General features: G+C 47.1%; 7 protein-coding genes. All 7 read right to left on the bottom strand.

Translation table 11 applies throughout. The annotated features are described in order from the left end of the window. Window positions 1–123 precede the first annotated feature (123 nt). The gene (locus FGT79_RS00205; RefSeq protein ID WP_138750787.1) at window positions 124–2565 is read right to left on the bottom strand and encodes a glycoside hydrolase family 2 TIM barrel-domain containing protein; all 2442 of its coding nucleotides are present in this window, start codon (window positions 2563–2565) and stop codon (window positions 124–126) included. Between the two features lie 42 nt (window positions 2566–2607). Then, on the bottom strand, window positions 2608–4917 hold the full coding sequence (locus FGT79_RS00200; protein ID WP_281285924.1) for a glycoside hydrolase family 3 N-terminal domain-containing protein: 2310 nt from the start codon (window positions 4915–4917) through the stop codon (window positions 2608–2610). 167 nt (window positions 4918–5084) lie between these two features. Continuing rightward, complete coding sequence (locus tag FGT79_RS00195) at window positions 5085–6902, bottom strand: ABC transporter ATP-binding protein (protein ID WP_138750785.1); 1818 nt, start codon at window positions 6900–6902, stop codon at window positions 5085–5087. Beyond that, window positions 6899–9115, bottom strand: a complete 2217-nt coding sequence (locus tag FGT79_RS00190) for an ABC transporter ATP-binding protein (RefSeq protein WP_138750784.1) — start codon at window positions 9113–9115, stop codon at window positions 6899–6901. Before FGT79_RS00190 ends, FGT79_RS00195 begins: the two co-directional genes overlap by 4 nt. A 79-nt stretch (window positions 9116–9194) precedes the next feature. Beyond that, entirely contained in the window at window positions 9195–9629 is a 435-nt protein-coding gene (locus tag FGT79_RS00185) for a MarR family winged helix-turn-helix transcriptional regulator (protein ID WP_138750783.1), read from the bottom strand. Window positions 9630–9863: 234 nt separating this feature from the next. After that, complete coding sequence (locus tag FGT79_RS00180; RefSeq protein WP_138750782.1) at window positions 9864–12128, bottom strand: glycoside hydrolase family 3 C-terminal domain-containing protein; 2265 nt, start codon at window positions 12126–12128, stop codon at window positions 9864–9866. 37 nt (window positions 12129–12165) lie between these two features. Beyond that, window positions 12166–13713 (bottom strand): DUF5597 domain-containing protein, encoded by a 1548-nt coding sequence (locus FGT79_RS00175; RefSeq protein ID WP_138750781.1) that lies wholly within the window; start codon window positions 13711–13713, stop codon window positions 12166–12168. Between the last annotated feature and the right edge of the window lie 44 nt (window positions 13714–13757).

Raw genomic sequence — 13757 nt, 5'->3', positions numbered from 1 at the left:
TTGTACATACAGCAATTCCAAAATGGTTGGATTATTGTATTCTAATAATAAGGATAATCTCACTTTGTCACTAACGCTTTCACGACTTATCCACTAACGCTCTAACGACTCTTTTTCAACTTATTAATTGACTTTAATGAATACTATATTTTCCTGCATGCCTTCCGCTTTGACTGTCACTTTGATCTCTCCCTTATCTATCGGTCGAATGACTGCCAATGCGCGTCCGTCAATGGTTGTGCGTATAGAGTCAGAGAAGTTTTCAGTCGTATTAGGATCATCGGTTCCAAACCCGGATAGTTCACCAGGCCCCTCCACCAATACTTGCACCTTGCAGTTTTTTGTCGTGTATATGCTGCCTTCTGAATCTGTAAGCACAATGGGGATAAAAGCCAAATCGGCATCGTCAAAACAAAGTTGATCCCTTTCCGCGAATACCCTTATATTCAATTCTCCTTCAGCTGAATACAATGAGAATCGTTCCTGTTCGACACCATTTGTATACGCCACCGCAACTAGCTCACCCGGATGATATTCCGTGTCGAATACGGCTTTGAAACGATTTTTCTCGCCTGTAGGTTGTCTTCCTAGCGAACTCCCATTGAGCAATAATTCCACTTCTTGCGATTCGGCATAGACCTCCACTTTAATAGGCCTGCCCTCATATCCGAGCCAAGACCAGCTACAAACTGAATCACTCCAACTCCAAGGTGTAACAATTGGCGAGACATGGTAATATTGTGGGCGCTGTACCGCGATATACGGAGCTTTACGCAGCCCGAATACAATTTCGCGATAATAAGATGCGGGGCGTCTGAATCCCGTAATGGAAATGTCGCCCGACATCGAAGTCAGACTGGGGTATGCCCCGTACACCCCTTCTAGGATACTTGATGGCGTATATTTGACCTGCCCGATTCCCGCTTCACCCAAATAATCCCATCCAGTCCAAGTGAAGTCACCGATTACATGGTTGTTGTCAAGCACCTTGCGCCAATTAAGATCAATATCTGGCGGGAAGGTCTCCGTCCCGCATATGATACGGTTAGGAAACAATTCCTGATCCATTTCATATCTGGAATCCATATAGTTGTAACCTGCTATATCCACGCATGCAAAGGATTCCTCCGTCGCTTTTGTCACAACCTCCAGGACCATTACTGCCTTCATCGTATCCCCCAGATTGGTCATCATACCATTGATTTCCTCTTGTGCCTGCTCCCCTTTTTTTTCTTCCGCATTCGCGCGCATCTCATTAAGCAGATCCATAACGGAAACCATTCCGTTAATACTATTGATTGTGAACCTAGTGGAGTCCAGCAATCGGATCTTTTCGGCAAGTCTGCGCCCCCACACCGAACCGTTTGGAGATCCTGTGTCCGGAATTTCGTTTCCAATCGAGTACATAATAACGCTCGGATGGTTGTAACATTTACTCACCATTGCTTCAATATCTGTTTCCCACCATACGGGAAAATCCAATGCGTAATCGAAATCCGATTTATTCATCGTCCATACATCAAAGGCTTCTTCCATTACCAGCATGCCTAGTTTGTCGCAAGCCCTCAGTAGAGCCGAGCTTGCTGGGTGGTGCGACATTCTAATAGCATTAAAACCCGCTTCTTTCAGAATCGTGATTCGGCGTTCTTCCGCAGCAGCAATAGATACCGCTCCGATTGGACCGTTGTCGTGATGGATGCAGGCACCACGAAGTTTAACGCTTTTCCCATTAATGGATAAGCCGGATTTATTATCAAGCTCTAAGCTGCGAATGCCGAATGGTTCCACGCTTTCATCCAACAGATTCTCGGCAGCATCATATATCTTTGTTTTACATACATATAAGTTCGGCTCCTCGACACTCCAAAGTTTTGGGTCCGATACATACATCCGTTGTCGTAATACAGCGGATTCTCCCTTTAATACGGTTACAACACTTTTATCATTGGTCACGATATTTCCTTGATTATCCATAATCTCTGTCTCAACTTGAATCGTAGCCTTTGAGGCGGCAGAATCGTTTTTAATGGATATTGCAGCACATACGACGGCCTGATTATTCGCAACGTTTGGCGTGGTCAGCCTTAAACCTCGCGGTTCAATATAGACAAAATCCGCTGTAAGCATATAAACATCGCGATAAATGCCAGCCCCCGAGTACCAACGGGAATCATCGGCGGTACGTACGATTACCTTAATCTCATTGTCGCTTCCATAGCGAAGAAACCGATCGCCCTCAATGAAAAACTGGGAATAACCATAAGGATGGTGTCCAGCAAAATCTCCATTGATATAAACCATTGCGCGCTGAAATACCCCATCGAACTGAAAAATCACTTTCTTTTTTTCGTAATCTTCAGACACGTGGAAAATCTTCTTATACTCCCAAGTACCGTTCCTGTAAAAGCCCGTCTTAAATGATCCTAAAGCATCCGGTGTGCGTTCAGAGAATAATAAGGCGTCGTATGGAAGTGATACCGTTTTGGAATGCGTTTCGAGCTGCATTCCAAAACTACCTATCTTTTCTGCTACCTGCCAGTCTTTGTTGAATAATCGACTAATCATAATGATCACCTTTTCTCATTAATGATGGTTTTTAAATTGATTCTATACTATTCTCGCTTCCGCATAGAACTCACGCTGACCATATTCAAGACAAACCGTGTCGGTAATACAAAAGCTACTAGTAAGCGTTGGATTATCCGAAGACGAACCGATCATCACGTCGATGACTCCTGCCTCGACCATCCACTTCATCTGGCGATTCAGGAACGCAGTCTGACTGGCATAGAGAGTCAACCTGATCTTTTGGCTCTCGCCGGGTGCGAGAGTAACACGCTTGAAGCCTGCAAGTTCCTTCTGTGGTCGAACCATGCTAGATAGACGGTCTGTAAAGTACAACTGTACAACTTCGTCCCCCACGACGGTACCGGTGTTGGTAACCGTACAGGTGATTTTCACATCCCCGTCTGGTGTGATTTCTTCCGTGGAAAGGTTAAGATCACTTACCTCAAAGCTTGTGTAGGAGAGACCGTGGCCGAACGGATACAATGGGCCTGCCACCTCATTCACATAAGCAGTAGAGTCCCCTCGGCCAAAGGGACCGGAGCCATGGGGCTGCTCGGCATAGATAGGTATTTGCCCCGCATTGCGCAATGCCGTGATCGGCAATTTGCCGCCTGGATTCGATTTTCCAGTAAGGGTATCGGCAACGGCTTTAGCACCCATTTGACCCGGATGCCACGCCTCGATGATAGAAGGGATGTTTTCCGCTGCCCATACGCTTGAGAGTGGGCGACCATTCATATGCACCAGAACCACAGGCGTTCCGGTTGTAAATACAGCTCGCAGCAGTTGCTCCTGCACACCCGGGAGGCCAATATCGCTGGTATCTACATTCTCGCCCATCGAGCAGCTATTACCGGAGCCGTTCTGACCTCCCAGCACCATAATTACAACGTCACTTTTCTCTGCCAGCCCCACAGCTTCATCAAAACCTTCAGTCTTCTTGCCCATGATGTCACAGCCCTGTGCGTATCTCACCTCGCAGCCGGGCAGCGCCTCGTCTATTGCTTCAAACACCGTTTGTATGCCGGGATAGTTCATGGCTATAACCTTCTCAACTGATGGCATCCATGCCAGAGTAGCTTCCATCTCCGGAGCAAGCTGTACGCCTTCCTGACCGCCAGTAGTATTTTGATCGCGTATTTTATCCAGCATCATCTCATGAAAAGCCGGATAGCTGTAGGTGGCGAACATGACCCTCGCGCTATCGGCATTGGGACCGATGACAGCCACTTTTTTAGCGTTTTGAAGAGGCAGCTGGTTACCCTCGTTTTTCAGCAGCACCATACTTTCGCAGGCCAAACGGTACGCGGTTTCTTTTGCTTCGGCACTTTGCATTCTTGTTTTCATAGCTTCACGGTCAGGATACGGATTCTCGAACAGACCAAGGCTGAATTTTAACCACAAAATACGATACACGGCTTCATCGACCAGAGCCAGCGCTGCCGAATCAACTTTCACAGCCTCCACAAAATTGGAACCATAGCACACGATGCTAGGCGTTTCACAGTCCATGCCGGCTTTGAGTGCCTGCAGGCCAGCCTCGGTTACATTAGAAGCCGTACCGTAAGTGCTGCACAGCTTATCTATTGAAGAATAGTCAGAAATCGTGGTACCGGTAAAACCTAACTCGTCTCGCAGCAGATCTTTCTGTACAGCCTTGCTGGCTATCACCGGTTCTCCGTCAATGCTAGAATAGCTGTTCATTACACCGGCAATATTCGCTTTGCGAATGACAGCCTCAAAGGGCTTGGCATACACCTCTCGTAACTCACGCGGGGCAAGATGTGTCGCCGCTTTATTCAAGCCGCCATCGGTTACTGCGTAGCCGACGAAATGCTTGGCACATGCAGCCATTCCCTGCTTCAAATCGTTCGTCTGCAGAGCGTTCACATAAGCAACACCCATTTCACTGCATAGTGTTGGGCTTTCCCCGTAGGTTTCGCCCACTCTACCCCAGCGCGGGTCACGAGAAACATCCAATACTGGCGCCAATGCCTGACGATGGCCTATAGCTAACATCTCCATACGAATTTCATCTGCCATCTTTGCAACAGCTTCGGGGTGCCAGGTAGCACCAAGACCAATAGCGAACGGATAATTTGTAGCCCCTGCGGAAATGGCGCCGTTTAGTGTTTCAACATGGAAGAGAGCCGGAATACCAAGTCGGGTATTTTCAAGCAGGTACTTTTGAACTTTCTCAACCATGTCGGCATTCATATCTGGCGTAAAGCAGCCAGTCAACGTACCGATCTGTCCAATGCCGTTGCCAAGATCGCCCTCCATATTCGTAAAATTACCAATAGCCGCCATAATGCAGTTCATCTGGGCGACCTTTTCCTCCACATTCATGCGGGCAAGCAGATCCTCCACTCGAGTGTCAAAATCAAGTTCGGCATTTTTGTAAGCAATCATTTTCGCATCTCCTTTATTCCATTCGTATGGTTAATTCCAACAGTCAACTTTTATCAAATAATAGAGGCTGCACGCTTTCCATTTCGAAATCTTCTAATTATCGGTTAACCTGCAACTACCTCCGGTTGATCGAACTGGCTATTATACAGGTTCGCGTAGAACCCGCCTTTCCGTATCAATTCATCATGCGTTCCCTGTTCAACAATGTCGCCTTGATCCATGCAAAGAATCATATCCGCATTCCGCACTGTCGACAGCCGGTGTGCAATAATAAAACTAGTTCGTCCCTCCATCAGCTTATCCATCGCCTTCTGGATCAGGATTTCGGTCCGGGTATCCACAGAGCTGGTCGCCTCGTCCAGAATGAGAACTTTAGGATTCGCCAGAATCGCTCTCGCTATCGTAAGCAATTGCTTCTGCCCTTGAGATACGTTGCTCGTTTCCTCGTTCAATTCCATTCGATAGCCTTCGGGCAGCGTACGAACAAAATGATCGACCTGAGCCTCCATAGCTGCCTTGAAGACAGCATTATCTGAGGCGTTCAAGCTGCCGTAGCGGATATTATCCATTATCGTGCCGTTAAACAACCAAGTATCCTGCAGGACCATGCCGAATTTGCTTCGTATATCCTGCCGCTTAAATGCTGTTAGATCATGACCGTCGATAAGTATCCTGCCGCCATCGAGATCATAAAATCGCATTAGAAGCTTGACAATCGTCGTCTTTCCAGCCCCTGTTGGTCCTACGATCGCTACGCGTTGTCCTGGCTTCACATCCAAAGAAAAGTCTTTAATAATCGGATTGCCCTTCTCATAGCCGAACTTCATATGCTCAAACCTGATATGCCCGTGAATCAAGGCTTGATCTATAGTTGAAGACAGCTCATCCTCCGCTTCCTCTTCCTGATTCAGAAAATCGAACACGCGCTCCGAAGCGGCAACAAGGCGCTGAAACTGGCTTGACATGTTCGCCATCTGCATAATGGGCTGGGTAAAGTTCCGAACATATTGAATGAAGGCTTGAATATCGCCGATGCTGACCCGTCCATTAGCGGCCATAGTCCCTCCGACGATACAAATCACGACATATCCGAGATTACTTATGATCATCGTGATCGGCATCATTAAGCCTGAGAAAAATTCAGCTTTTTTCGCATGCGCTGCAAGCTCGCCATTCTCCCTGTCGAATTGCTCCAGCGCCTTTTTCTCGCCGTTAAAAGCTTTCATGACCATATGACCGCCATACATCTCTTCTACATGTCCGTTGACGCGTCCGAGAAAATGCTGTTGATTGCGAAAATGCTTTTGTGATACTCGCACCAAAACCATAACGAACACCATCGAGACAGGCACCATAACAATAGCGATTAGCGTTAACTGCCAGTTGATCGTCAGCATCATGACCACGACGCCGATGACCGTTGCCAATGAAGTGAGAAGTTGGGTAATGATTTGACTGAGTGACTGCTCCATCGTATCCACGTCATTCGTCATTCTAGATAAGACGTCTCCCTGACTGTTCCGATGGAAATACCCCAGAGGCATGCGGTTAATCTTGTTCATAACGGCGTTTCTGAGGCTGTATGAAATCTTTGTGGCAACATCAGCCATGACATGCCCTTGAATATAGCTAAACATCGCCCCAAGCAGATATAAGCCCGCTAAGAAAATAATGATCATACCAATAAAGTGAAAGTCAATTGCATGGGATTCCCCTTGCATAGTACGTGAAATGCCTGCCACGAGCTCGTCGATTGCCGTTGCGAGTATTTTGGGACCAACAATATTGAATAGCGTAGCTCCCACGGCAAGGAAAGCCACAGCAGCGAGCCGCCAACGGAATGGTGACAAGTATGACAACAACATCATCATCCCTGCCTTGAAGTCTTTGGCTGATGTTGGGTGATGGCTGGTTTTGCTCATGCCAATTCCTCCTTCGAAAGCTGGGACTCTGCGATATTACGATAGTTCAAACAATTCTTGAGAAGCTCATGATGTGTTCCTATTCCGACAATTCTTCCTTTATCCAGAACGATAATTTGATCCGCGTTCTTAATCGTGCTCACCCGCTGTGCAACAACCAGAACGACAGCATTACGCGTATACGACCCTAGCCCCTTTCTAAGAGCCGCATCCGTCTTCAAATCCAATGCCGAGAAGCTATCATCGAAAATATAAATAGAAGCTTTCTTGATGAGCGCCCGGGCTATGGCTAGGCGCTGCCTTTGGCCTCCACTGACGTTCGCACCGCCTTGTGAGATGGGTGACATGATTCCTTCCTCCATACGCTTAACGAATCCGGTTGCTTGCGCTACTTCTAGCGCCTCTTCGACTTGCGTTTCGCTGGCTGACTCCATCCCGTATCGAACATTCGAACCGATATCGCCCGAGAATAAAAAACCCTTCTGCGGAACGTAACCGATATTTGCATGCAGCTCCTCTTGCGATTGTTCACGAATATCGATCCCGTTGATTGTGATTTGACCCGCCGTCACATCATAGAAACGGGGAACGAGATTCACGAGTGTTGATTTTCCTGATCCGGTCGTACCGATGAAAGCCGTTGTCTGGCACGGCTTTGCCGTAAAACTGATGTCTTCCAAGACAGGTTCCTCCGCATTCCTATACTGAAAAGACACGGATTTAAATTCAATTGTTACGCCTTCTTTAGCGGCAAATAGCTTCGTGTGCTCGGGATCTCGGATGGACAGTTCGGTGTCAAGCACTTCACGAATCCGCTCTGCGGAAGCGAGCGCTCGCGGGACCATCATGAACATCATCGACATGAGCAGGAAAGACATAATGATCTGCATCGCATACTGCATAAAGGCCAACATATTGCCGATCTGCAGCTCCGACGACTCAATCGCACCCGCCCCCACCCAAATAATCAACAATGTAACAAGGTTCAAGACTAACGTCATCGCCGGAAACAGGAATGCCATCGTCCGCTGGACGAATCGATTGGTCACTCTAAGAGTGTCATTCGCTTGCTCGAATCTAGCCTCCTCATAGTTTTCGTTGCCAAACGCACGAATGACCAACATACCTGAGAGGCTCTCCCGGCTAATCAGATTCAACTTATCAATTAATACCTGCAGCTTTTTGAATCTCGGCAAAGATAAGGAAAACAAGACGAGAATAATGCCCACAATTGAAATGACAGCTACAGCAATGATCCAACTAAGTGATACGCTGCTTCGAATAGCAAAAATAATGCCGCCGATGCCCATGATAGGCGCTAAGAGAATTAGACGCAGACCCATCAGGATTAGCTGCTGAATTTGCTGCACATCATTAGTTGTTCGGGTAATGAGGGAAGCAGTTGAGAACTGGTCGTACTCCACGCTTGAGAATCGGGTAACTTTCTCGAATAGGTCTCGACGAATTCGCAGGGCAACGGATGTGCCAATCTTGGAAGCATACCAGCCCACTATGATCGCAGCGAGACCTCCGAGTAACGCAACCGCCAGCATTTTCAATCCCATTCCTAACATGTAGTTTCGTTGGAGCTGATTGAGGTCCACGCCAAGCTCACTATAGAATAGACGCGTGAATAAGATGCTCATCTGCTTGCCAGCCAAAGTCTCGTCCATCGCTGCCGCTGAGATGAGATCGTCAAATTCGCCGGAAGCTTTGTTCTCCGTAAACTGCGGTGACATGGCATACAATTGTTCCAAACTCATGTTTGTGATGCCTTCTTGGTCAATGGCAAAAGGTACGAACGAAGATCCATGTAGCTCTTGCATATAGAGAACCAAAGCGTAGACGGCACGGGCATAGGCTTCGTCGACAGCCTTGAACCGCTTGTCGACCAGTTTGAACACGTCTTGCTTCTCGGTTGCTGGGTATCTAGCATAATCAGCCTCACTCGTTCCGGCAGCGACTAGAATATAGCCATTCGCAAATGTTGCCAATTCCTGCTCGCTCAGAAACGTCTTTAGCAGCTCGAAACCGTCTGTACGGATCATGGCAGGCGCGCCCGACTCGATCCCCCTGGATTGAATGCCCGTATCAACCATTTCGCTCATTAATCGCGGCAGGCCTAAATCGCTTGCCACCTGAATGAACAGAAAAATAAGGCTAATCGTCAACGCTATAATAAAAGGTTTTAGATATCTTAAAATAAGTTTCATAAAGCTCCCCTAACCTTCTAGGACAAATTTTGTTCTTACCCTTACTGTCAGTTGCCTAACAATAGGGGTATAATAATGACTATTCTAAATTGTTCTTCAACCTTTCTGCGATTTCAAAAAACATAGCCAGATCTTCTTCGTTCAATCCACGGCGCAGGTGGTTTTCGAATTCCTCAAATCTCTGGACAGCACGCTCGTGTAACTTATCGGCTTTTGAAGTCAAAGTAAGCTTCTTCAACCTAGCATCATGTTCTACCGGTTCACGCAGAAGGAGTCCATTGCGTTCCATCAGTTGCAGCACACCTGTCACCGTCGCACGGCGGATGTTGAAATCCTTCTCTATATCCCTCTGAAATACGGCACGATTCCCATTAGCCCTTAAATATGCAATAATCCAGCCCTGCATGCCCGTTAATCCATTTTCTCCGTCATCCAACGAGCCATCGTCTAATTTCCGTTTAATCAGGTTAGACAGCATTTTGATCTCAAATCCAATCGATTTAGGCGGCTTCATGGCATCAACCCCTTTTGCACATTCTGTAGTCGCGAAGTCATCCTAAGCTCACACCTCCATTCTCAGCTTTTATATGTTCTTCCCATAAGCATAATGATAAGGTAAGCTTCCATAGCTCTCTAACGATTTAACGACTTCTTTAATGACGTTTTGACGACTTCTTATTCTAAAAAAAACGCACCCATCCATTCGGATTAAGGTGCGTGCACTGCCATTTGTTATGGTGTCAAAGATCTAACCTGCATTCAACTTCTTGAGCATATCCTCCAGCATTTCTTCAGTAAAGTCTGCTCCGCTGAAATTGAGCAAAGCGTGCAAAGGAACAGCATTCATCATAGCCTGAAGCATTTCCGAGCTAAACGCATTCTCGTCGATTTCGCTGCTTGGCTTGCTTTTAAGAAGCGCCTGTACAATCGAAGCTGCTTCTGGATCTACCAACAAATCGCCCATCGTCGAATTTCTTGTGAAGTTTTTAGGAAGAGCAATCGTAGAGTCTACGGTTACGGATTCTGTCAAAATAATGTCCTCGGAGGATTTGCCGATCATAAGATTGAACTCACCTGTTTCAACATGCCAGTCCTTTATTTGCACGTTATAGTAGGCAAAAGCACGCTTCCCAAGTGTAAAGGTCACGGTCTTGGCTTCACCTGGCAACAGCTCCACCTTAACAAATCCTTTTAATTCTTTATCTGGACGAATGACGCTGCTCGTCACATCCTGTACGTACAGCTGAACAATCTCTTTGCCAGCCACATCGCCTGTGTTCATCACCCGGAGCGTAACCTCGACTGAATCAGTATCTTTTAACGTTTTGTTGCTAACCGTAAGGTCAGCGTATTCGAAGCTCGTGTAGCTTAAGCCGAAGCCAAATGGGAAGAGAGGTTTAATCTTCTTCATGTCATAGTAGCGATAGCCGATAAACAAACCTTCTTTGTATTCTACCCTGTCGCCTTCACCAGGAAAATTCAGGTGTGACGGGTTATGTTCCAATTGCATCGGGAAGGTCTCTGCAAGTTTGCCGGATGGGCTGACATCGCCGAATAACAAGTCGGCGATAGCCCCGCCAAGTGCTTGACCGCCTAAATACGCTTCCAGCAGCCCTTTGACCTTTCCGAGCCACGGCATCTCGATAGGAGATCCGTTGCTCAGCACGACGACAACACGCGGATTCACAGCAGTAACAGCTTCGATCAGATGAATCTGATTGGCTGGAATGCGCAAGTGTGTACGATCATAACCCTCCGACTCATAACGATCCGGCAATCCGATGAACAATACAGCGATGTCGGATTCTTGAGCAGTGCGTACTGCTTCTGCTTCCAATTGCTCATTTATTTCATCGCTCGCTATCTCGTATCCTTGCACGTATGCAATTGATGCATTGCCGCCTGCCGACTTCTTAATCTCCTCGGCGATATCGTCCAGCTTGGTTGGATTTACGTGAGAGCTGCCGCCACCCTGATAGCGTGGGGCTTTCGCGAGCTCACCAATGACCGCGATGCGTCCTTCCTTCTTAAGCGGCAAAATCCGTTCTTCATTCTTAAGCAGCACCATACTCTCACTCGCCACTTCCCGAGCCAGACGGTGATGCTCCTCCACACTGTATGTCGCATTCGGTTTGTTATTGTCAACGGCTTTGAAGATAACCGTCAACAAACGCTCCACAGCTCGATTGAGTGCCTCTTCTGCCAGAGAGCCATTACGCACCGCCTCGACGATTTTACCATCCCCTTTGCCATTGCTGGATGGCATCTCGAGCTCTAATCCTGCTGCAAGCCCCTGAACACGCTCGTTGACAGCGCCCCAATCGGAAACGACGAATCCTTCATGACCCCATTCTTCCTTCAAAATGTCAGTTAACAATCGGCGGTTTTCTGAAGCGTAAACACCGTTCACTTTATTATAAGAGCTCATTACGGTCCAAGGCTGCGCCTTCTTTACTGCACCTTCGAAGCTCGCCAAATAGATTTCCCGCAGCGAGCGCTCGTCCACCTCCGAGCTGACCGACATCCGGCGATGCTCTTGATTGTTAACTGCAAAATGCTTAAGTGACGTTCCCACGCCTTGGCTTTGTACCCCCTCAATATGGCCGGCTGCCATCTCGCTGGAGAGGAAAGGATCTTCGGAGAAGTATTCAAAGTTCCTGCCGCACAGCGGCGAACGTTTCATATTGGCACCCGGTCCAAGCAGAATCGAGATATCTTCCGCTTGACACTCCTCGCCTAGTGCAACGCCTACTTTATGTGTGAGCGACACGTCCCAAGAGCATGCAAGCCCTGCTGCGGACGGAAAGCAGGTAGAAGGTATACTGCCATGCAATCCTAAGTGATCCGCTGGCCCTTCCTGTTTACGGAGTCCATGAGGTCCATCCGTCATCATGATGGACGGGATTCCAAGCCTTTCAATCGGCTTTGTCTGCCAGAAGTTTAAGCCGGAGCAAAGACCTGCTTTCTCTTCCAATGTCATTTGTGTAACCAATTGCTCGATGTTTCTCTTCATGTTTGTTCTCCTCCTGAATTAGACTTACGTCGGTCCACTATCGGTATTGATACGGCTCCACTCGCAATACTGCGGGATTACTCCCAATACTCAACTTGTAGGCGGCTTCGTCGCCGTTAAGCACTCGGCCGCGTACCCATTCGTCCTTCAAATATGTTCCTTCCTCAATCCGAATAAAGCCTACCTTGCCTAATTCTCCGTCTTTAGGCAGAAACTCAACTGAAAATCCGATTCCAGCAAATATAAATTCATGATCCGAGACCTCAATCAGGAGTCCCCCGGAAATGGGTTTACCTTCTTGCTGACGTGTATAGGTTACTTTCAAATCGTATTTCGATAAGGATAAGATGCACCCTTGGTCATGATTTTGTAGAAATCCCGTCATTTTCCCTGTTCCGCGGTACTGTTGTATAACGCCAAGCATATTTCCTAGCAATTCATAACTGCGTGCAAGATAAGGGCCTGTACCATTTAGCATAAAGGCCGAAAAATCTATATTAAGAGTCATCAGCAGGCTAAAGTCGATTCCACCACCACCGTCATCCGAAGGCGGAGCAAGAAAATCTTCAATTCCGAAAGGTGCAAAACAGAGCGCATCATGCTTTCCAATGGCATAAAAAACATTCGTAGCCGATGCAATATCCCTTCTAGCTTCGGGTATGAATAGCGGGTTGTCATTGTTTGCTGTATATTCCTCACACACCTCAGCGAAATTAGGCAAATAGATATCCGGAGCATACAAACATATGGTCGGTGCCGCTGCCTTCCACAGCTTCATTACCTTCGCAATCGGCCCCCCGCTCGGGTACGAACCTGGACTCCAAGGAAATTGCTCCAACCATGCGTTAACAAATAGCGGCAAAGGGTAAACCGCGGAACCTGCGTTTGCAATTCGTTCGATCGCTCTTGCATAATGATACGCCATAAAGTATTCCGCAGCGTTTTGCGAGAATGCTTCCGCCCATGTGCCGCTAGTGCTGTATAGAGATTCAACTTCTGCTGGGATCGGAAGATCGAATGCTTTATTCGCATGGTCAGAATAATCCCGATCACTACCGAGAAAACCGATTTCATTCTCTACTTGTACCATGATGACCGTATGCTGATCTCCGTCTATCTCTTTCAAATGAGTCATAAGCTGTAAGAAAGCAGTCGCGTCAGCTTCTATCGCACTTTCGCACAAAGGTGAGATCGTGTCAGAAGGTTCATTATTTTTATATACAGCTCGGAAATAGGTTTTAAAATCTTTCTTAACCCATCCTGGAACGTAACTAGATATCCCGTTTTTCCATAATCCGAACCACAACAGTACCAAACGCACATTTTCTTCCCGAGCTTGTTGGACAATGCCATCCAGCAAGTGAAAATCAAATTTCCCTTGTTCTGGTTCAATTAATTCCCAATATACAGGCAAGATTACCGTATTTAAATGTAAGCCTCTGAGATTAGGCCATACCTTTTCTTTCATGTAGTTCAGATTGGAGGAGCTGGAATTATGAATCTCACCCGATAAAGCAATATAGGGTTTACCATCAACATAAAGGTTATAGACTCCATCTTCTTTCAACAATTGCGGCAATGTCATACAAATCTCTCCTTTAGAAGTATTTCTGTAAGTTTAACTAACGA

This window comes from Paenibacillus sinopodophylli (assembly GCF_005930355.1).
In the GTDB taxonomy this organism is placed as follows: domain Bacteria; phylum Bacillota; class Bacilli; order Paenibacillales; family Paenibacillaceae; genus Pristimantibacillus; species Pristimantibacillus sinopodophylli.
This window is presented reverse-complemented; position numbering and strand designations above follow the sequence as displayed.